The sequence below is a fragment of the Microbacterium sp. JZ37 genome (assembly GCF_035188445.1).
In the GTDB taxonomy this organism is placed as follows: domain Bacteria; phylum Actinomycetota; class Actinomycetes; order Actinomycetales; family Microbacteriaceae; genus Microbacterium; species Microbacterium barkeri.
The window spans coordinates 1,440,705-1,460,241 of sequence record NZ_CP045253.1; the positions used below are offsets into that span (position 1 = coordinate 1,440,705).

Consider the following 19,537-nt stretch of genomic DNA (forward strand, 5'->3'; position numbering starts at 1 on the left):
ACTGGACATCTGACCACAACGGAAAGGATGCCGCGATGGCAGCGATGAAGCCGAGAACCGGAGACGGACCCATGGAGGCCGTGAAGGAGGGGCGCCTCATCATCGTGCGCGTGCCGCTCGAGGGGGGCGGGCGCCTGGTCGTCTCCGTCAATGACGAGGAGGCTCGGGAGCTGTACGGCGTCCTGGGCGACGTCGTGAACGCCTAGCGATCACGACCGTCACAGAGCGGATGGTCGGAGTCGGGAACGACTCCGACCATCCGCTCTTCTCATGTGCGGACGCGTCAGAGGCGAGGTGAGACGTGCAGCTGCAGGAGGCCCTCGTTCACGGTCGAGAGGGCGGCGATCACGGCGTTCGACGCCTGCGTCTCCTGGAGGAGCGTGCGGTACGTGCGCGTGATCTCGTCGCGCTGCACGGGGTCGGCGACCCTGCCGCCGTGGAGCACGCGCGGCACGAGCACGGTCCCGCCCGGTCGGGCGAGGCGCAGGCCGTGCTCGACGTAGTCGATGACGCCCTTCGCGTCGGCGTCGATGAGGACGATGTCGTATGCCGCATCGTTCATACGGGGCAGGACATCGGCCGCCCGCCCCGTGATGAGGCGCGTGCGGGCGACGGGGAGCCGCGCGCTCTGGAAGGCGGTGCGCGCGGCGGAGAGGTGCTCGGGCTCGCTGTCGATCGTGGTCAGGGTCGCGTGCGGGGCGCCGTGCAGGAGCCACAGGGCGGACACGCCGGCCCCGGTGCCGATCTCGATGATCGACCGGGCGCCCGTCGCGGCCGCGATGACGGCGCACTGCGCTCCGATCGAGGGACTGATCGGAGCGGCGCCGAGCTCGAGGGCGTGCTGACGGGCGCGAGCGATGTGATCGGGTTCGACGACGGTCTCTCGGGCGAAGCGCGCGACGGCGTCCAGTTCGCTCATGGGTTCCTCCTGACGATCTCTCCAGCCTAAGCCGCCGCCCGTGCCGGGACCGCACGACGAGGCCCGGTACCCTGAGATCATGTTCTTCGGCCTGACGATCGAGAAGGTGATGCTGATCGGCGTCATCGCGGCGCTCATCATCGGGCCCGAGCGCCTTCCGCGCTACGCCGAGACCCTCGCGCAGTTCACGCGCCGCACCCGCGAGTGGGTGCAGGGGGCGCGCACGCGCATGAAGGAGGAGATGGGCGACGAGCTCGACGACGTCGACTGGCGCAAGCTCGACCCGCGGCAGTACGACCCGCGCCGGATCATCCGCGAGGCCCTCCTCGAGGACGCGCCCGTCGCGCCGGCGTCACCCGCACCATCCGCGTCGTCGGCTCCGCAGGCGCCCGTCCGGCAGCCGCGGACGACGCCGCTCGCGCGCCGCACCTTCACGGCGGAGACGCCGCCCCCGTTCGACTCCGAGGCGACCTGACCCGCGTCAGGCCAGCGAGACCGGCAGCTTCCGCCCCGCGAGGCGGCGCGGCTCGGTCGCGAGGCGGGCAGCGACCGCTGCGATCGCGTGCGCCGCGGGATCCTCGGGGTGCGACACCACGACCGGGTCGCCGGCATCGCCGCCCGCGCGCAGGGCGGGGCTGAGCGGCACCGACGCGAGCAGCGGCACCTCGTGCCCATCTGCCGACAGCGCCGCGGCCACCGCGGCGCCGCCGCCTTCGCCGAAGAGCGCGAGCGACGTTCCGTCAGGCAGGGTCAGGGCGGCCATGTTCTCGATCACGCCGATGACCCGCTGCCCGGTCTGCCGTGCGACGAGGCCGCTGCGCACGGCGACGTCGGAGGCCGCGGCCTGCGGCGTCGTCACGACGAGGACGTCGGCGTGGGGGAGCAGCTGGCCCACCGAGATCGCGATGTCGCCCGTGCCGGGCGGCATGTCGATGAGGAGGACGTCGAGGTCGCCGAAGAACACGTCGGTGAGGAACTGCTGCACCGTGCGGTGGAGCATGGGCCCCCGCCACGCGACGACCTCCTCGCCGCTGCGCAGGAACATCCCGATCGAGATCGCCTTCACGCCGTGCGCGACGGGCGGCAGGATGAGGTCGCCCACCTGGGTGGGGGACGGCGCGACGCCGCCCTCGACGAGCCCCAGGAGCGCGGGGATCGAGAAGCCGTGCACGTCGGCATCGATCAGGCCGACCTTGAGCCCTCGGGCGGCGAGAGCCACCGCGAGGTTGGCCGTGACGGTCGACTTGCCGACGCCGCCCTTGCCGCTCGTCACGGCGATCACGCGCGTGAGCGAGTCGGGGCCGAACGGCATGACGCGGGCCGCTCCGCCGCGCAGGCGCTCCGTGAGGGCCTTGCGCTGGGCGGGCGACATCACGCCGATCTCGAGCACGATGGCGGCGCCCTGCGCTGCGCTCTCGGCCGCCCGCCGCACGTCGCGCTCGATGCGGTCGGCCGCGGGGCATCCGACGATCGTGAGGTCGATCTCGACGCGCACGGCATCGCCGTCGGCACGCACGTCGCGCACCATGTCGAGGTCGGCGAGCGGCCGCCGCAGCTCGGGGTCGCTGACGGCGCCGACGGCCGAGCGGACCGCGTCGACGACCTCGGCGGGCAGGCCGGTCATGCGTCGCCCGCCGTCGCTCGCGGCTCGCCGCCGCGCTCGGCGTCGCGCTCGTCGAGGCGCTCGAGTAGGGCCCGCAGCTCCTCGCGCAGGGCGTCGCGGGAGACGATCCGCTCCTCGACCTCGGTCAGCGCCATCCGGAGTGCGACGATCTCGCGTGCGAGGTACTCGGTGTCGGCGAGGTTTCGCTCGGCGCGCTGGCGGTCCTGCTCCATCGCGACGCGGTCGCGGTCGTCCTGGCGGTTCTGCGCGAGGAGGATGAGCGGGGCCGCGTACGAGGCCTGCAGCGACAGCATGAGGGTGAGCGCCGTGAACCCGAGGGCGGCGGAGTCGAAGCGCCACTGCTCGGGCATGAGCGAGTTCCATGCCATCCACGCGACGCAGAACAGCGTGAGCCCGATGAGGAACCACGGCGTCCCCATGGCACGCGCGATCCACTCGGTCGCGCGCCCGAACCGGTCGCGATCGCGCGCCCCGCCCGCGGTGTCCATCCGCGGCCGCCGACCGCGCAGCTCCGAGGCGCGGGCCATCATCCGCGCACCGTCCGGATCGCGCCCGTCGTGGGATCGCGCGGGATCTCCTCATCCGCGTCCTGCGAGCGCCAGTCCTCGGGGAGCAGGTAGTCGAGCACGTCGTCGATCGTCACGGCGCCGACGAGACGGTGCGCCGCGTCGGTCACGGGCAGGGCGACGAGGTCGTAGCTCGCGAGCCGGCGCGCCACCTCCGAGGCCGAGCCCGTCACGGGGACCGGCTCGATGGTCTCGTCGATGATCGCGCCGATCCGCTCGTGGGGCGGGTAGCGCAGCATGCGCTGGAAGTGCACGGCGCCGAGGAAGCGGCCCGTGGGCGTCTCGTAGGGCGGCAGCGTCACGTACACGCTCGCGGCGAGGGCGGGATGCAGCTCGTGCCGGCGGATGAGCGCGAGCGCCTCCGCGATCGTCGCGTCGGCGGGGAGGATGATCGGCTCGGTGGTCATCAGGCCGCCCGCCGTGTCGGCGCCGTAGCGGAGGAGCATGCGGACGTCCTCGGCCTCCTCGGGCTCCATGAGGTCGAGGAGCTCCTCGCTGCGCTGCGGCGCGAGCTCGGCGAGGAGGTCGGCGGCGTCGTCGGGATCCATCGCGTCGAGGACGTCCGCCGCTCGCTCGTCGCCCAGGCGCTCGAGGATGTGGACCTGGTCCTCTTCGGGCATCTCCTCGAGGGCGTCGGCGAGGCGGTCGTCGGAGAGCTCGCCGGCGACCTGGATCATCCGCTCCTCCGGGAGGTCGAGGAGCGTGTTCGCGAGGTCGGCCGCGCGCAGCTCGGCGTAGCTCGCGGCGAGGTGCTCGGCCGACTGCGCCTCGCCCGGAGCGCGGTGCTCGCGCACCTGGCTCCAGGTCGCGAACGTCGTCGGACCCTTCGCGAAGGGGGAGGCGCTCGTCTTCGGCTTGCGGAGGAACAGCTGCCCGACGGCCCACTCGCCGATGCGGTTCGGCTCGATCGCGACGTCCTCGATCACGGCCGACCCGGAGCCGTCCTTGAAGTCGACGCGGCGCCCGACGAGCTCGGCCATGACGCGCACCTCGTCGGCGCGGGGCTGGAAGCGGCGCACGTTGATGAGACCGGTCGTGATGACCTGGCCCTGGGCGATCGAGGTGATGCGTCCGATCGCGACGAACACGTGGCGACGGCCCGGGATCTCGCAGACGAGGCCGATGACGCGCGGGGCCGCGGTACTTCGGTACACGACGACGACGTCGCGGACCCTGCCGAGACGGTCGCCCGTGGGGTCGAACACGGGGCAGCCGGCCAGGCGCGCCACGAAAACCCTCTGCGTACTCACCCACCCAGCGTAATGCGCGCGCTCCTCCCGCGACGCGGGCGTCACGCGATGTTCAGGGGAGCCGCGCCCTCACAGGCGGCGCATCGCCAGGGCACAGGCTGAGGCGCGCGGCCGCATGGGAGAATGCCGACATGAGCATGTGGAGCGGGCGGGGCCGAGCCCCCGAGGTCGGCGAGACGGTCGCGAGCTTCCGCGACTACGACGGCGCGCTGAAGGCGGTGTCGAAGCTGATCGCCGCGGAGGTCCCGGCGCGCGACATCGCGATCGTCGGCACGGCGCTGCGCTCGATCGAGAAGGTCACGGGTCGACTCGGCTGGGCGCAGGCCGCGTGGGCCGGCGCCCTCAACGGCGTGCTCCTCGGCCTGCTCCTCGGGGCGATGGTCGTCATCTGGACGCCGGCCCTCCCGATGGGCGCGTTCGTCGGCATGCTCCTGCTCGGCGTCGCGATGGGCATGGTCTTCGGCCTCGTCAACTACATGATCGTGCGCCGCCGCCGCGACTTCGCGAGCGTCATGCAGGTGACCGCCGACCACTACGAGGTCGCGGTCGAGCGCGCGAGCGTCGCGAAGGCGCGCCAGGTGCTCGGCACCGCGCCGACGCAGACCGAGCGGATCGACCCGGTCTCGCTCACGGAGCCGCCGCGGTTCGGCGTCCGCATCGACCCGCGCACGGGCGCGCCGGTCGCGCCGGCATCCGCCGACGCCGCGTCGCCCGCGCCGGCCTCCGCCGAGCCGGCGTCGCCCGCGCAGCCGTCCGCGGAGCCGGCGCCGCCGGCTGATGCGGCGTCCTCCGAACCGCAGAGCGCGGAGTCGGACCGGCCCGCGCATCCCGACGAGCGCGCGTGACCGAGGAGCGCGCCGCCGCCATCCGCGTCGAGCTGCCCGCGGGGGCCGTCGAGCTGCCCGCCGCCGTCGGCGCCCTCGACGGAGCCTGGGCGACGCTCGCGATCGCGCACGGCGCCGGAGCGGGCAAGGACCATCCGTTCCTCGTCGGATTCGCCGCCGCGGTCCGCGACGCCGGCATCGCCACCGTGCGGTTCGACTTCCCGTACATCGTCGCGGGCCGGCGGATGCCAGGGCCCGCCGCCCACGCGATCGCCGCGTGGCGCGCGGTGGCGGGTTTCGCCGCGGCGAGCCTGCCCGCGCCCCTGTGGGCGTGCGGCAAGTCGTACGGCGGGCGGATGGCGTCGATGGCGGCCGCGGAGGGCGCGTTCGACGTCGCGGGGCTCGTGTACCTCGCGTACCCGCTCCACCCGCCGGGCAGGCCCGAGAAGCCGCGCGCGGAGCATCTGCCCGCTGTCGCACCGCCGCAGCTGTTCGTCGAGGGCGAGAACGACCCGTTCATCCAGCCCCGCGCGCAGTTCGACGACGCCGTCGCCTCCTGTCACGACGCGACCGTGGAGTGGATCGCGGGCGGCACCCACGCCTTCGAGGTCAAGGGCCGGCGGCGGCCCGCCGACGAGATCGGCGCGTCGCTCGCCGACCCCGTCGTGCGGTTCATCCGGCAGCGCTCGGGCGGCTGACCGCTCGGCTCAGCCGCGCAGACGCGCGATCCAGGCCTCGACCTCGTCGGCGGTGCGGGGGATGCCCGCCGAGAGGTTGACCGGGCCGTCCTCGGTCATGAGGATGTCGTCCTCGATCCGCACGCCGATCCCGCGGTACTCCTCCGGCACCGTGAGGTCGTCGATCTGGAAGTAGAGCCCGGGCTCGATCGTGAACACCATGCCCGGTGCGAGCTCTCCGTCGTAGTACATCTCGCGGCGCGCCTGCGCGCAGTCGTGCACGTCGATGCCCAGGTGGTGGCTCGTGCCGTGCACCATGTAGCGGCGCTGCTGGCCGCCGCGGTCGGCGTCGAGCGCCTCCTCCGCCGACACCGGCAGCAGCCCCCACTCGGCCGTGCGCGCGGCGATGACCTCCATCGCGGCCTCGTGCACGGCGCGGAAGCGGACGCCGGGGCGCGCGGCCGCGAACGCCGCGTCGGCCGCCTCGCGCACGGCCTCGTAGATCTTCCGCTGGATGTCGGTGAACGTCCCGCTCACGGGCAGAGTGCGCGTGATGTCGGCGGTGTAGAGGCTGTCGACCTCGACCCCCGCGTCGATGAGGATGAGATCTCCCGGGACGACCGCGCCGTCGTTGCGCGTCCAGTGCAGGTAGCAGGCGTGCGGGCCCGACGCCGCGATGGTGTCGTAGCCCTCCCAGTTGCCGTCGCTGCGGGCGCGCTGGTGGAAGACGCCCTCGACCACGCGCTCCCCGCGCGGGTGCTCGACGATGCGGGGCAGCTCCCGGACGATGTCGTCGAATCCCGCGGCCGTCACCTCGACCGCGAGCCGCATCTGCTCGATCTCGTACGCGTCCTTCACGAGGCGCAGCTCGGAGACGAAGCGCGTGAGCTCCTCGTCCTCCTCGAGCACGAGGTCCTCATCGGAGCGCGCGAACGCGTCGACGTGGGCGGTGCGGATGCCGAGGTCGGCGGACACCTGCGCGAGCGAGGGGCGCGGACCCACCCAGAACTCGCCGATCGTCGCGTCCCGGTAGAACTCGGGCGTCTCCCTCGTGGCGCGATCGCGCAGGTAGAGCGTGACGTCGTGGCCGTCGCCCGCCGGCTCGAACACGAGCACGGAGTCGGGCACGGCGTCCACCGCCCAGCCCGTGAGGTGCGCGAAGGCCGAGTGCGCACGGAACGGGTAGTCGGTGTCGTTGCTGCGCTGCTTGAACGAGCCGGCGGGGATGACGAGGCGCTTCCCGGGGAACGCGGCCGAGACGGCGTCGCGCCGTCGCGCCGCGAACGGCGCCTGGGCGCGCGGCTCCGGCAGGGGCTCGGGGCGCTCGGCCCATCCGCTCGAGATCACGTCGAGGAAGCCCTGGGGGTAGGGCTGGCGACGGTTGGTGTTGGAGTCGGCGGCCTTCTGGGCCTCTGCCTGGGTGTTCGTCTCGCCGGTGGTCATGGCACCAGTCTCTCACCGCGGCTCGGCGGAGGAAGCCCGTAGGGTGGATGACCATGGCCCGCTCGACGTCCTCCTCCGCCCCTGCCGCCCTCGCCGCCGACATCGTGCTCGTGATCGTGTTCGCGGCGCTCGGGCTGGCCAGCCACGAGGGCGCCGTGGACCCCGCCGGCCTCGTGCGCGTCGCGTGGCCGTTCGCGGTCGCGCTCCTCGCCGGATGGCTCGCGCTGCGCGTCTGGACGGATCCCTCTGCTCCCGTGCGGAAGGGCCTCCCGCTGTGGGCGATGACGGCGCTCGGCGGCCTCGCGCTGCGCGTGATCACAGGCGGCGGCGCGGCGATCCCGTTCGTCGTCGTGACGGCGATCGTGCTGCTCGTCTTCCTCGTCGGCTGGCGCCTCGCCGTGCACGCCCTGCGCTCGGCGCGCGCCCGGAGGCGCCCGTCAGCGCAGTGAGTCAGCCGGCGGGCTCGAGCTGCACGACGAGCGGCCGGTGATCGCTGCCGGCGTCGTCGAGGTTCGTGAGCACGAGGGAGCCGGTCGCCTTCCAGGACGCCGAGTGCATGACGTGGTCGATCGGCGCGGACAGGAGGGCCGGGATGTCGGTCGGCCACGTGCCCACCGCGCCGTTCCCGGTGGTCGCCGCGGCGTCTGAGCAGTAGCCCAGGTCGGCGCCGTCGACCCCGAGCGAGGCCATGTGGTCGATCGTGGCGTTGAAGTCGCCCGCGAGGATGACGTTGCCGTCGACGCACTGGTCAGAGACCCAGCGCAGGTCGTCGGCCCACTCGTCCATGTACTCCGGCTGCGGAGACACGGCGTGCACGGCGACGACGATCGGGCCCTGGCCGTCGACGGGCATCGCGACGACGCTCGGCACGACCTCGGTGTTGCTCGTGAGGTCGCTCGACGCCTCGATCACGGAGTAGTCGCCGAGCTCGGGCGAGATGAGCAGCGTGGTCTGCCACGCCTGCGGCCCGTCCTCGACGTCGGGCCGCAGCGCGACGTGATGCACCCACATGGGGCTGCCGAGGTCGCGCATCGCGACGGCGACCTCCTCGCCGACGAAGTCCGCGGTCTCGGGGAGCGCCACGATGTCGACGCCCATGGCAACGGCGGTCTCCGCGATCTCGTCGGCGCCCATGGCGTTGCCCGCCGTGTTCCAGGTCATCACGCGCACGCTCGTGTCGGTCGCCGCGGGGAGGGCGTCCGTGCCGTAGCCGCGCATGCCGAGGACGACGCCGCCCGAGATCGCGCCGATGGCCGAGACGAGCGCCATCGAGAGCGCGAAGCCGCGCATCGGGCGGATGAAGGCGACGAGCAGGAAGAGGATCGTGATGATCGCGAGAGCGACGACGACGAGCCCCCGGAGGGCGGCGAGCTGAGCGATCGGGAAGGTCTGCTCGAGGCGGAAGAAGCCGGGCCACGTGAGGACGGCCGTCGCGATCGCGAACAGCACGGTCACGAGGATCCCGAGCAAGCGCAGCACGGATCCGACCCTAGGCGCACCCGCTGGGAAAGCGTCGCGAGCAGGCGCCGTGGGGGCCGAGAGCGACCTCCGTGCACGCCGTACGATGAGGTCCATGGATGTCTCGGGTGCGCGCCGCGTGGAGGAGCCGGCCGACCTGCACCTCCACTCGAACCGATCGGATGGGACGGAGCCGCCCGCCGAGGTCGTCCGCTCGGCGCACGCGCACGGCGTGCGCACTCTCGCGCTGACCGACCACGACACGACGGCGGGGTGGGCCGAGGCGGCCGACGCGGCGGTGTCGCTCGGGATGACGTTCCTGCCGGGAGCCGAGCTCTCCACGCGCCTCGACTGGCGCAGCGTGCACCTGCTCGCCTACCTCTTCGATCCCGACGACCCGGCGCTGCGGGCGCAGATGGAGGAGGTGCGCGGCGATCGCATGGGCCGTGCCGAGCGGATCGTCGCGAACATCTCGCGCGACTACGACCTCGTCTGGGACGACGTCGTCGCGCAGACCCAGACGGGCGCGACGGTCGGGCGCCCGCACATCGCCGACGCGCTCGTTGCCCGGGGGATCGTGGCCGACCGCGGAGAGGCCTTCGACGGCATCCTCCACCCGCGCGAGGGCTACTACGTTCCGCACTACGCGCCCGACACGTTCCGCGCGATCGAGATCGTGCGCGCGGCCGGCGGCGTCCCCGTGATCGCGCACCCCGCGACATCCGGGCGGTCGGGGATGATCCCCCTGCGCACGCTGCACGATCTCGTCGACGCCGGGCTCGCCGGCTTCGAGGTGGACCACCGCGAGAACACCGCCGACGGCAGGGAGGTGCTCCAGCGGCTCGTGGCCGAGCGCGACCTCATCGCGACGGGATCGAGCGACTACCACGGGCTCGGCAAGCCCAACCTCCCTGGCGAGAACACGACGCCGGCCGCGATGGTCGAGCGGATCATCGCGGCCGGCGTCGGCTCCCGTCCTGTGCGGGCCTGAGCCTCAGGCTCCCTGCTGCGGCTGACCTGACGCGCGGCGCCGGCGACGGCGGCGCGCAGGAGCGGGCTTGCCGTCGTGATGCTCCTTGCCGGCTCCGTCGTGCGTGCCGCGCCCCTCGCCGGCCTCGTGCGCCGCGCCCTCGCGCGGTGCGTCGCCCTCGGCGCGCCGGCGGCGACGCGGGCGCGATGCGCCCTCGCCGTCGGCCTTGGCAGTGCGGACGGCGCCCGTGGCGGGCGCCTTCGTCAGGCGGCCCTTCGTGCCGGCGGGGATGTCGAGGTCCGTGTAGAGGTGCGGGCTCGACGAGTACGTCTCGGTGGGCTCGGGCTGCCCGAAGTCGAGTGCCCGGTTGATGAGCGCCCACTTGTGCAGGTCGTCCCAGTCGACGAACGTCACGGCGATGCCCGTGCGGCCGGCGCGGCCCGTGCGCCCCACGCGGTGGAGATAGGCCTTCTCGTCCTCGGGGATCGTGTGGTTGATGACGTGCGTGACGTCGTCGACGTCGATGCCGCGCGCGGCGACATCCGTCGCGATGAGCACGTCCTTCTTGCCCGTCTTGAACGAGGCCATCGAGCGCTCGCGCTGCTCCTGGCCCATGTCGCCGTGGACGGCCGCGGCGTTGAAGCCGCGGTCGTTCAGCTCGTCGACGAGCTTCTGCGCCGCGCGCTTCGTGCGGGTGAAGATGACCGTCTTTCCGCGCCCTTCGGCCTGCAGGATGCGCGCGACGATCTCGACCTTGTCCAGCGCGTGCGCGCGGTAGACGATGTGGCGGATGTTGGCCTGCGTGAGGCCCTCGTCGGGGTCGGTTGCGCGGATGTGGATGGGGTTCACCATGAAGCGGCGCGCGAGCGCGATGATCGGGCCCGGCATCGTCGCGCTGAAGAGCTGCGTGTGGCGCTTGGCCGGCACGCGTTGGAAGATCTTCTCGATGTCGGGGAGGAAGCCCAGGTCGAGCATCTTGTCGGCCTCGTCGAGCACGACCTCGGTCGCGTGCGAGAGGTCGAGCAGGCGCTGCCCCGCGAGGTCGATGAGGCGGCCCGGCGTGCCGACGACGATCTGCGCGCCCGCCTTGAGCTGCTCGATCTGGCCCTCGTAGGCCTTTCCGCCGTAGATCGCGACGACGTTCGTGGAGCGGCCGGACGTGAGCAGGTCCATGTCCTCGTAGACCTGCACGGCGAGCTCGCGCGTCGGCACGACGATGAGGGCCTTGACTCCGGGCTCGGGGTCGAGGCCCAGCCGCTGGACGACGGGGATCCCGAAGCCGAAGGTCTTGCCCGTTCCCGTCTTGGCCTGGCCGATCACGTCCTGACCCGGGAGGGACAGGGGGATCGTCTGCTCCTGGATGGGGAAGGTGTCGACGATGCCCTTGGCGGCCAGCGCGTCGACGATGTCCTGGTCGATGCCGAGTTCGGCGAATGACGTCATGGAGTTGTGTGCCTGTCTCGGCGGGCCGGTCGGCGGATGCCGGACGGGGCCGCGCCGCTGGATGCGTCCACGCCCTTCTCAGCCACAGGCGCGGTGCCCCGAGCCGTCGTCGGGGCCGTCTCCACCTTAGCGCCAGCGGCTCCGCGGCGCGTGGAGGCGAGGATGGCGGCGGGGCAGGGGAGCAGGACGTAGGCTTTCGGCGTGGTGAACTGGCAGTTCTGGAAGCGGCCCACGCCCGCGCGGATCCTCCGCCTGCGACCGCGCGGAGAGCTCTCCGACGCGGTGCGCGTCGACTTCCAGGAGCTGGCGCCCGATGTGCGCACGTTCCTCGGCCAGGCGGCCTACCTCCAGCTCGGCTACTTCGAGACGCTCACGCGGCTCATCCGGGCGACGCCCGATCTGCACGAGAAGGAGGCGCTCTCGCTGGCCGCGGGCGCGGCGCTGCGCAAGCACCTCGGCCTCGTCGACATCATCCGAGAGGGCGGCGACGACCCCACCGCGCTCATGGCGCCGTTCCAGGAGCCTCTCGACGCCTTCCGGCGCGAGACGCTCGGGGCCCGGCCTCGCGAGACCATGCTGACCGTGCACATCACCGCCGGCATGCTCGACGACTTCTACCTCGCGCTCGCCTCGAGCTACGGCGAGCGCGGGCGCAGGGTCGCGAAGGTGCTCCGCGCCGACCACGACCGCCAGCAGATCGCCGAGCTCCTCGTGCGCACGATCGAGAGCGACGACGAGTGGCGGGCTCTGCTGTCGATGTGGGCGCGCCGCCTCGTCGGCGACACGCTGCTCGTGGCCCGCAGCGCGCTGCGGGGCGGGATGGCCGACGCACAGGCCCGCGGGGGCGAGGACGTCGAGAAGGTCGTCGAGCCCGTCTTCACCGCGCTCATGGCCGCGCACGCGCGGCGCATGGACGCGCTGGGCCTCGCGGCCTGAGCGGGAGTGCCGCGGCGCGCGGTCAGCGGATCCCGGCTGCCGCGGCGGCCGCCGCGTCGGACCGGGCGCGGATGCGCGTGGATGCGAGCGCCGTCGCGACGGCCGCGACCGCCCCGGCCGCGAGCACGGCGATCCACAGCCAGGGGCTGGCCTCGCCGGGCCCGGCCCAGGTCAGGATCGCGTAGAGAGCGGCGGCGACGGCCGTTCCCACCGCCGGGACCAGCGCGACGCCGCGCAGCTCCCGGTGCGGGAGCGCGTAGTGCGCCGCGACGCCGATCGCCGCGGCGGCGATGATCGCGAGCAGGATGTACACGGCCGTCCCGCCCGGGCTCAGCCGACGAAGCCGACGCGGCGCGTCTCGCCCGTGCCGATCTCCACGAACGCGAGGTTCGCCGACGGGACGAAGTACGAGTTGCCCTTGACGTCGGTGAAGGAGAGGTGGCTCGCGCCCTCGTCGAGGGCTGCGGCGACGGCCGACTTCACGGCGTCCGCGCTCTCGGTCGTCTCGAAGGTCAGCTCGCGGCCGGAATTCGTGATGCCGATTCGGATCTCCACGGTGACTGCCTTTCGTCTGCGGTTCGTTGCATCGAAAGCCTACGGCACGGCGGGATGCGCCCGGCCGCGCGAACGCTCAGGGCGAACGCCCGCGCCTCCGACCGAGGATGTCGGCGGCGCTGGGTACCGTGGAGTCCATGCCGAGCACGGGATGGGATGACGCGCAGCGCGCTGTCGTGGAGCTGCCCCACGGCGCATCCGGCACGGTCGTCGGGGCGCCCGGCACCGGCAAGACGGCGGTGCTCGTCGGCAGGATCGCCGCCCTCGTCGCGGCCGGCGTCGCGCCGGACGAGCTCGTCGTCCTGACGCCCACGCGCGCGTCGGCGACGCGTCTGCGGGACGAGCTCGGGCTCCGCGTCGATGTCGCGAGCCCCGGGCCGCTCGCGCGCTCGGTGGGATCGTTCGCGTACCAGGTCGTCAGAGCCGACGCCGTGCGGCGGGGCGGGGAGCCGCCCAAGCTCCTCACCGGCGCCGACCAGGACCGCATCATCGCCGACATCCTGCTCGGCGACGAGGAGGACGAGCGCGACGGAGCATCGCGGTGGCCCGCGCATCTCGGCGCGCCCGTGCGCGCGACGAAGGGGTTCCGCTCGGAACTGCGCGCGTTCATCGCCGAGATGACCGAACTCGGGACGACGCCCGCCGAGCTGGCGCGGCTCGGCGTCGATGCGTGGACGGCGGTGGCCGGGTTCCTCCGCGACTACCGGGCTGTCCTCGATCGCATGCGCTCTCCGCATCGCGACGTCTCGGAGCTGTACGCGGAGGCCGCGGCCGCCGTGCGCGACGGGGCGCGCGTGCCCGGGCTCGAGCGCCTGCGGGTCGTCCTGGTCGACGACGCGCAGGAGCTCACGCGCGGCGGCGTCGCCCTCGTCGAGGCCCTGCACGCGCAGGGCGCAGCGGTGCTCGCGTTCGGCGATCCCGATATCGGCTCCGGGGCGTTCCGCGGCGCGACGCCCGAGCTGTTCGCGCGCCTCGCGGCGTCGCTGGGCCCGCGTCACGTCCTCGACGAGGCGCATCGGGGCACGACGGCGCTGACGCGGCTCGCGCGCAGCGTGACCCAGGCGATCGGGGCGGCCGGCGTGATCGACCACCGCAGGCCGCCCGGCCCCGAGGAGCCGTCCGACGGGACGGTGGAGACCTGCCATGCGGCGTCGCCGTACGAGGAGGCCGACCGCATCGCGCGTGCGCTCCGGGAGTGGCACCTCGTCGAGGGGGTGCCGTGGGAGCGGATGGCCGTCATCGCGCATGACACGCGGCAGATCACGTCGCTCGAGGCCGAGCTCGCGGCGCGCGAGGTGCCCACGCGCGCGGCCGGGGTGCAGCGCCCGCTCGGCGCCGAGGCGGTCGTCCGCGACATCGTCGAGATCGTCCGCCTCGGCCTGCAGGAGGCGCAGGACCGCGATGATGACAAGCTGCTCGAGGCGCTGCGCTCGCCGTTCGGCGGTCTCGACGGCGTGGGGCTGCGTCGGCTGCGCGCGCGTCTGCGTCACGCCGAGCTCTCGGAGGGCGGCAGTCGGCCGGCGCGCGTCCTCCTGCGGGAGGCGCTCGCGCAGCCCGTGCTCCTCGACCTCCTCGACACCCCGGAGGGGCGCACTGCCGCCCGCTTCGCGCGCACGCTCTCGATCGTGCACGACGAGGGCGCGCGCGGCGCGACCGTGCACGAGCTCCTGTGGACCGTGTGGGACCGCGCGCGCACGGGCGACGGACGCCGGCTCGACCGCGCGTGGCGCGGCCTCGCGCTCGGACAGGGCCCTCTCGCAGCGGAGGCGGGGCGCGCGCTCGACGGCCTCGTCGCGCTGTTCGACGCGGCCAAGCGGGCGATCGAGCGCAACCCGCAGGAGGGGCCGCTGCCCTTCATCCGCGAGATCCTCGACAGCGACGTCCCGGAGGACACCCTCTCGGCCCCCGAGCGCGACGACGCCGTCACCCTGCTCACGCCGGCGAACGCGCTCGGCGCAGAGTTCGACGCGGTCGTGGTGGCGGGTGTCCAGGACGGGGTGTGGCCGAACGTGCGGCTGCGCGGCGGGCTCCTCGACACGTGGCGGCTGGCGGAGGCGGTCGAGGCGCACCGCGCCGGACGCACCCGCGCGGATGCGCTCGGGGTGCTCGACCGGCGGCGCGCGGCACTGCACGACGAGCTGCGCCTGTTCGTCCGCGCGATCTCGCGCGCTCGGCGTCATCTGCTCGTGACCGCCGTCGACGACGACGACACCGGGCCGAGCGCGCTGTTCTCCTTCCTCCCTCCGCCGCGCGACGACGACGGCGAGCGCGCGGAGCACCCGCTCACGCTGAGGGGTCTCGTCGCCCGGCATCGGCGGACGCTCACCGACGATGCCGACGAGGCCGCCCGCGCGGCGGCGGCCGGGCAGCTCAGGGTGCTCGCGGAAGCCGGCGTCCCGGGCGCCGACCCGCACGAGTGGTACGGCATGCTCGCCCCCTCGACGGATGCGCCGCTGCGCGATCTCGCGGCCGGCCCCGCGCGGGTCTCGCCCTCGCGCGTCGAGGCGTTCGAGGAGTGCGGTCTCGGCTGGGTGATCGCGGCCCTCGGCGGCGACACCGTCGCGCCCCCGTCGGCGGGCATCGGGACGATCCTGCACGAGGCGATGGAGCGCGCGCCCGACGGCGACCTCGCCGTGCTGCGCGCCGTCGTCGAGGAGCACTGGCCCGAGCTCGACTTCGAGACACCCTGGATCGCGGCGAAGGAGCGGCGCCGTGCCGACCTCTACGTGGACCGCCTCCACGCCTACCTGCGCGGGGTGCGCGCGGACGGGGGAGACGTCATCGCGTCCGAGGCCCCGTTCCGCTTCGCGGTCGAGACGTCGCCGCGCGCGGCGGACGACGCGCCCGCCGTGCACGTGGGCGAGGACATCGCGGCGCCGCATCGCGCGGTCGTGAGCGGCGTCATCGACCGTGTGGAGTCCTACCCGCCCGGAGCGGGCGAGCATGCCCCGGCGCGCGCCCGAGGCTGGGAGCCCATGCGCCAGGCCGCGTCCGAGCGCAGCGTCGTCGTGGTCGATCTCAAGACCGGCAAGAGCGAGAAGCCGTCGGACTCGGCCGTCGTGGAGCACGCGCAGCTCGCGGCCTACCAGATCGCGGTGCAGGAGGGGCTCGTCGACGGCGCCCCTGCGGACGCCCTCGGCGGAGCTCGGCTCGTGATCGTGTCCCAGACGCTCGCGAAGAGCGACTACCGGGTCGCGCATCAGCACGCACTGGGACCCGAGACGCGCGCGGCGTTCCTCCGCCGGGTCGCCGAGGCGGCGCGCGGCATGTCGGCCGCGAGCTTCACCGCCCAGGTCGAGGCGCACTGCGCCGATACCCAGCAGCGCGTGCATCCGTGCCGCATCCACACGATCGAGGCGGTGAGCTCATGACGATGGGCGTCGAGACCCTGCACGCCGACGACACCCGCCGGGCCGGCGGATGGCCGGGCGGGCACGGCATCAGCGCGACCGACATCGCGGCGGCGCTCGGACAGCCGACGCCGACGCCTGCCCAGCAGCGGGTCATCGAGGCGCCGCAGACTCCGGCGCTCGTCGTCGCAGGCGCGGGCAGCGGCAAGACCGAGACGATGGCCGCGCGCGTGGTCTGGCTCGTCGCGAACGGCCACGTGCGCCGCGACGAGATCCTCGGGCTCACCTTCACGCGGAAGGCGGCCGGCGAGCTGGCGGAGCGGATCGCGGCGCGCCTGGCCGTGATCGACGAGTTCGGCCGCAGGGGGCTGCTGCCGCACCTGCCGCGCATCGTCGCCGAGGGAGCGCTCGCGCGCGTCGAGACGGCCGTCGCGCCGCGCCAGCGCGAGACGATCCGGCGGCAGGTGCTCGACGAGCTCGCGGCGCGCTTCGCCACCGGCTGGGATCCGTTCGCGCCCCGCACGGCGGACGACCTCATGATCCGGCCCCGGGTCGCGACGTACAACGCGTTCGCCGACTCCATCGTCCGCGAGCACGCCGCGCGCATCGGCCGCGATCCCGACGCCGCGATGCTCAGCCAGTCGGCGTCGTGGCTCATCGCGCGTGCGGTCGTGCTGCGTGCCGACATCGACGGCCTCGAGGACATCGACAAGGCGCTCTCGACGCTCATCGACGCCGTGCAGCGCCTCGCCGCCGACGTGCTCGACCACCGGGTCGATCTCGACGAGCTCGAGCGCGTGTGCGCGGCGGAGGAGGCGGCGATCGCGCCGTACGTCGACGACACGAAGGACCGCGACATCGAGAAGGCGTGGCGGCATCTGCGCGCCATGCCCGTGCTCGTGCAGCTCGTCAGGGCGTACATGGCCGAGAAGACGCGCCGAGGCGTGCTGGACTTCGCCGACCAGGTGGGCGGTGCGTACGACATCGTCGAGGGAGCCCCCGACGTGCGCGCGCAGCTGCGCGAGCAGTACCGCGTCGTCCTCCTCGACGAGTACCAGGACACCTCGGTCATCCAGACCCGGTTCCTCGCCGAGCTCTTCCGCGACAGCGCGGTGATGGCCGTCGGCGACCCGCACCAGTCGATCTACGGATGGCGCGGCGCGAGCGCCGACAACCTGTACGCGTTCGCGCGCGCGTTCGCCCGCGACAGCGCGGCCACGTCGTACAGCCTCATGACGAGCTGGCGCAACGACCGTCGCATCCTCGACGCCGCGAACCGCGTGCTCCGCCCGCTGCAGGGCGCAGGGACGTTCGCGGTGCCGGCGCTCGAGGCGCGGCCGGGCGCCGGCGAGGGCCGCGTCGGCGTGCGGTTCGCCCAGACCGTCGACGACGAGGCCGACGAGGTGGCCGCCTGGTTCGACGCGGTGCGCGCCGAGCACGCCGCGTCGGGAGCAGATCGCCCGCACACGGGGGCCATCCTCTTCCGGTCCAAGCGGCACATGCAGACGTTCGCGTCCGCGCTGGGCCGCCGCGGCATCCCGCACCGCATCCTCGGGCTCGGCGGACTGCTCTCCACACCGGAGGTCACCGACGTCGTCTCGGTGCTGCGGGTCATCCACGACCCGACATCGGGCTCCCCGCTCATCCGGCTGCTCGTCGGCCCGCGCTTCGCGGTCGGCGTCGCCGACATGGCGGCGCTCCACGACCTCGCGACCGCCCTCGCGCAGCGGGACGGCTCGCTGAACCCGCTGCCGGACGACGTCCGCGATCGGCTTCGGGCGTCGCGCGGGGCCGACGAGGCGGTGTCGATCGTCGACGCGGTCGAGTTCATCCGCACGGCCCGCGACGACTACCGCCTGCTCGAGGGCATCAGCCCCGAAGGGCGCGCGCGGCTCCGCGCGGCCGGGGAGATGCTCGAGCGACTCCGTCGCGCCGCGGGCCAGCCGATCCCGGAGCTCATCCGCCTCATCGAGCTCGAGCTGCGTCTCGACATCGAGCTCGCCGCGAACGAGTCGCGCGGACCGGCGCGCGTCGCGGCCACCCAGCTGCGCGCCTTCGGCGACGAGGTGCGCGCGTTCCTCTCCGCCGATGAGCGGGGCACGATCGGGAGCCTTCTCGCCTGGCTCGACAAGGCCGAGCGCACGGACGAGCTCGTGCCGCGGCCGGAGCCGCCAGAGCCCGGGGTCGTGCAGCTGCTGACGATCCACGGCTCGAAGGGTCTCGAGTGGGACGCGGTGGCCGTCGTGCGCCTCGTGAAGGACGAGCTGCCCAGTCGCGTGACCGACGCCTCCGGATGGCTCGGCTTCGGCGTGCTGCCGTTCGCCCTGCGCGGCGACCGGACGGCGCTTCCGCAGCTCGCCTGGGATCCTCAGGCCGCGATGGAGTCAGCGGGAGACGACCCCGCCAAGCGGTTCAGGGCCGCCGAGAAGGCGCTCGCGACGGCGATCACCGCGTTCAAGAGAGCCAACGGCGACTATCAGCGCGAGGAGGAGCGGCGCCTGGCGTACGTGGCGATCACGCGCGCACGCGGCGACCTGCTGCTGACCGGCTCGCACTGGGCGGGTCAGAAGACGCCGCGGACGCCGAGCGACTACCTGCTCGAGATCATCGACGAGCAGGGCCTCGACCCGATCGGCGACGTCGATCCGGACGACAACCCGTACGAGGGCGCGTCGATGACCAGGACCTGGCCCATGGATCCGCTCGGCTCGCGGAGGGGACGGGTCGCGGCGGCCGCGGCGGCCGTGGCCGCGGCGACGAGCGCCGAGCCCTCGGACGAGCTCGCCCTGCTGCTGGCCGAGCGCGCCGAGCGGGAGCGCGGGCGCCGGTTCGGCGTGCCCACGCGCGTGCCGGCGTCGCGGTTCAAGGACTACGTGTCCGATTTCTCGGAGACGGTGTCGCAGATCGCGCGGCCCATGCCCGAGCGGCCGTACCAGCAGACCCGTATCGGGACGCTGTTCCATCAGTGGGTCGAGGCGCGCTCCGGTGCGGCCGGCGCCGGATCGTCCGTCGACGACGCCCTCTGGGAGAGCGACGAGGAGCTGTGGAGCGATCACGACGCGGCGGGCACCGAGGTGTCCGCCGAGGACGAGGCGGCGCTCGAGCGACTCCGGGAGACGTTCCTGCGCAGCGAGTGGGCGTCGCTGCGCCCCCTCGAGGTCGAGACGGAGATCGACTTCCCCCTTCCCGCCCTCGGCACCGCGCCGCAGCACATCGTGATCTGCAAGCTCGACGCGGTCTACCGCCGGGAGGATCGCGGGGGGCGGATCGAGATCGTCGACTGGAAGACCGGACGAGCCCCGCAGACGGCGGCCGAGCGCGACGAGCGGATGCTGCAGCTCGCGCTCTACCGGCTCGCCTACCACCGGCGGCACGGAGTGCCCCTGGAGGAGATCGACGTGGCGCTGTACTACGTCGCCGACGACCTCGTCCTGCGGGGCGACCGCGTGTACACCGCCGAGGAGCTCGCGGCCCGCTGGCAGGAGACTCAAAGGCGCACGGCGGCGCGCGTCGGCTAGCGCT

The 19,537-nt window shown here is 73.6% G+C and carries 18 protein-coding genes; 9 read left to right on the plus strand and 9 right to left on the minus strand.

Translation table 11 applies throughout. The annotated features are described in order from the left end of the window. Positions 1-35: 35 nt before the first annotated feature. Positions 36-206 (plus strand): DUF3117 domain-containing protein, encoded by a 171-nt coding sequence (locus GC092_RS06435; protein WP_156240919.1) that lies wholly within the window; start codon positions 36-38, stop codon positions 204-206. Between the two features lie 77 nt (positions 207-283). On the opposite strand, the gene GC092_RS06440 is transcribed toward GC092_RS06435, so the two are convergent. Then, positions 284-919: an O-methyltransferase gene (locus GC092_RS06440; RefSeq protein WP_324014492.1), complete on the minus strand. Its 636-nt coding sequence runs from the start codon at positions 917-919 to the stop codon at positions 284-286. A 79-nt stretch (positions 920-998) separates the two neighbouring features. Between GC092_RS06440 and GC092_RS06445 the strand changes: the two genes are divergently transcribed. Beyond that, positions 999-1,394, plus strand: coding sequence for a twin-arginine translocase TatA/TatE family subunit (locus GC092_RS06445; RefSeq protein ID WP_271172150.1), 396 nt, complete (start codon positions 999-1,001; stop codon positions 1,392-1,394). Between the two features lie 6 nt (positions 1,395-1,400). Here the strand turns inward: GC092_RS06445 and GC092_RS06450 are convergent, their stop codons facing one another. From GC092_RS06450 to GC092_RS06460, 3 genes are read right to left on the minus strand one after another with little or no spacing between them, the layout of a single operon-like run. Then, the gene (locus GC092_RS06450) at positions 1,401-2,543 is read right to left on the minus strand and encodes an Mrp/NBP35 family ATP-binding protein (protein ID WP_324014495.1); all 1,143 of its coding nucleotides are present in this window, start codon (positions 2,541-2,543) and stop codon (positions 1,401-1,403) included. Continuing rightward, positions 2,540-3,070, minus strand: coding sequence for a DUF1003 domain-containing protein (locus GC092_RS06455; RefSeq protein ID WP_416383304.1), 531 nt, complete (start codon positions 3,068-3,070; stop codon positions 2,540-2,542). Before GC092_RS06455 ends, GC092_RS06450 begins: the two co-directional genes overlap by 4 nt. Continuing rightward, positions 3,070-4,359 carry a magnesium transporter MgtE N-terminal domain-containing protein gene (locus GC092_RS06460; protein WP_271172148.1) on the minus strand — a complete coding sequence of 430 codons (1,290 nt, stop codon included), beginning with the start codon at positions 4,357-4,359 and terminating at the stop codon, positions 3,070-3,072. The genes GC092_RS06455 and GC092_RS06460 overlap by 1 nt, the downstream gene beginning before the upstream one ends. Before the next feature lie 131 nt (positions 4,360-4,490). Between GC092_RS06460 and GC092_RS06465 the strand changes: the two genes are divergently transcribed. Next, positions 4,491-5,204, plus strand: coding sequence for a general stress protein (locus GC092_RS06465; protein ID WP_324014497.1), 714 nt, complete (start codon positions 4,491-4,493; stop codon positions 5,202-5,204). Continuing rightward, positions 5,201-5,881 (plus strand): alpha/beta hydrolase family protein, encoded by a 681-nt coding sequence (locus GC092_RS06470; RefSeq protein WP_324014499.1) that lies wholly within the window; start codon positions 5,201-5,203, stop codon positions 5,879-5,881. The genes GC092_RS06465 and GC092_RS06470 overlap by 4 nt, the downstream gene beginning before the upstream one ends. Positions 5,882-5,890: 9 nt before the next feature. On the opposite strand, the gene GC092_RS06475 is transcribed toward GC092_RS06470, so the two are convergent. Continuing rightward, positions 5,891-7,303 (minus strand): aminopeptidase P family protein, encoded by a 1,413-nt coding sequence (locus tag GC092_RS06475; RefSeq protein WP_271172145.1) that lies wholly within the window; start codon positions 7,301-7,303, stop codon positions 5,891-5,893. A 53-nt stretch (positions 7,304-7,356) separates the two neighbouring features. On the opposite strand from GC092_RS06475, the gene GC092_RS06480 reads away from it, so the two are divergent. Beyond that, on the plus strand, positions 7,357-7,752 hold the full coding sequence (locus GC092_RS06480; protein ID WP_271172144.1) for a DUF3054 domain-containing protein: 396 nt from the start codon (positions 7,357-7,359) through the stop codon (positions 7,750-7,752). A gap of 1 nt (position 7,753) precedes the next feature. Here GC092_RS06480 and GC092_RS06485 read toward each other — a convergent pair whose 3' ends face one another. Beyond that, a complete protein-coding gene (locus GC092_RS06485; RefSeq protein ID WP_271172143.1) occupies positions 7,754-8,782 on the minus strand; it encodes an endonuclease/exonuclease/phosphatase family protein in 1,029 nt (342 codons plus the stop codon). Between the two features lie 94 nt (positions 8,783-8,876). On the opposite strand from GC092_RS06485, the gene GC092_RS06490 reads away from it, so the two are divergent. Then, positions 8,877-9,752 (plus strand): PHP domain-containing protein, encoded by an 876-nt coding sequence (locus GC092_RS06490; RefSeq protein ID WP_324014501.1) that lies wholly within the window; start codon positions 8,877-8,879, stop codon positions 9,750-9,752. Between the two features lie 3 nt (positions 9,753-9,755). Here GC092_RS06490 and GC092_RS06495 read toward each other — a convergent pair whose 3' ends face one another. Then, the gene (locus tag GC092_RS06495) at positions 9,756-11,174 is read right to left on the minus strand and encodes a DEAD/DEAH box helicase (protein ID WP_324014503.1); all 1,419 of its coding nucleotides are present in this window, start codon (positions 11,172-11,174) and stop codon (positions 9,756-9,758) included. Positions 11,175-11,375: 201 nt separating this feature from the next. On the opposite strand from GC092_RS06495, the gene GC092_RS06500 reads away from it, so the two are divergent. After that, entirely contained in the window at positions 11,376-12,110 is a 735-nt protein-coding gene (locus GC092_RS06500) for a ferritin-like fold-containing protein (RefSeq protein ID WP_271172140.1), read from the plus strand. 22 nt (positions 12,111-12,132) lie between these two features. On the opposite strand, the gene GC092_RS06505 is transcribed toward GC092_RS06500, so the two are convergent. Continuing rightward, positions 12,133-12,423, minus strand: a complete 291-nt coding sequence (locus tag GC092_RS06505; RefSeq protein ID WP_271172139.1) for a hypothetical protein — start codon at positions 12,421-12,423, stop codon at positions 12,133-12,135. 17 nt (positions 12,424-12,440) lie between these two features. Next, on the minus strand, positions 12,441-12,665 hold the full coding sequence (locus tag GC092_RS06510; RefSeq protein ID WP_271172138.1) for a DUF3107 domain-containing protein: 225 nt from the start codon (positions 12,663-12,665) through the stop codon (positions 12,441-12,443). 137 nt (positions 12,666-12,802) lie between these two features. Between GC092_RS06510 and GC092_RS06515 the strand changes: the two genes are divergently transcribed. Together GC092_RS06515 and GC092_RS06520 are read left to right on the plus strand one after the other, a co-directional pair. Further along, on the plus strand, positions 12,803-16,036 hold the full coding sequence (locus tag GC092_RS06515) for an ATP-dependent helicase (protein ID WP_324014506.1): 3,234 nt from the start codon (positions 12,803-12,805) through the stop codon (positions 16,034-16,036). 2 nt (positions 16,037-16,038) lie between these two features. Beyond that, entirely contained in the window at positions 16,039-19,533 is a 3,495-nt protein-coding gene (locus GC092_RS06520) for an ATP-dependent helicase (protein ID WP_416383305.1), read from the plus strand. The last annotated feature ends 4 nt before the right edge of the window (positions 19,534-19,537 follow it).

Excerpts from the sequence above, each read along its gene's own strand:
- GC092_RS06440 (WP_324014492.1), bottom strand. The coding sequence starts at position 919 with ATGAGCGAACTGGACGCCGTCGCGCGCTTCGCCCGAGAGACCGTCGTC.
- GC092_RS06455 (WP_416383304.1), bottom strand. The coding sequence starts at position 3,070 with ATGGCCCGCGCCTCGGAGCTGCGCGGTCGGCGGCCGCGGATGGACACC.
- GC092_RS06490 (WP_324014501.1), top strand. The coding sequence starts at position 8,877 with ATGGATGTCTCGGGTGCGCGCCGCGTGGAGGAGCCGGCCGACCTGCAC.
- GC092_RS06515 (WP_324014506.1), top strand. The coding sequence starts at position 12,803 with ATGCCGAGCACGGGATGGGATGACGCGCAGCGCGCTGTCGTGGAGCTG.
- GC092_RS06445 (WP_271172150.1), top strand. The coding sequence starts at position 999 with ATGTTCTTCGGCCTGACGATCGAGAAGGTGATGCTGATCGGCGTCATC.
- GC092_RS06480 (WP_271172144.1), top strand. The coding sequence starts at position 7,357 with ATGGCCCGCTCGACGTCCTCCTCCGCCCCTGCCGCCCTCGCCGCCGAC.
- GC092_RS06520 (WP_416383305.1), top strand. The coding sequence starts at position 16,039 with ATGGGCGTCGAGACCCTGCACGCCGACGACACCCGCCGGGCCGGCGGA.
- GC092_RS06450 (WP_324014495.1), bottom strand. The coding sequence starts at position 2,543 with ATGACCGGCCTGCCCGCCGAGGTCGTCGACGCGGTCCGCTCGGCCGTC.
- GC092_RS06435 (WP_156240919.1), top strand. The coding sequence starts at position 36 with ATGGCAGCGATGAAGCCGAGAACCGGAGACGGACCCATGGAGGCCGTG.
- GC092_RS06465 (WP_324014497.1), top strand. The coding sequence starts at position 4,491 with ATGAGCATGTGGAGCGGGCGGGGCCGAGCCCCCGAGGTCGGCGAGACG.
- GC092_RS06495 (WP_324014503.1), bottom strand. The coding sequence starts at position 11,174 with ATGACGTCATTCGCCGAACTCGGCATCGACCAGGACATCGTCGACGCG.
- GC092_RS06475 (WP_271172145.1), bottom strand. The coding sequence starts at position 7,303 with ATGACCACCGGCGAGACGAACACCCAGGCAGAGGCCCAGAAGGCCGCC.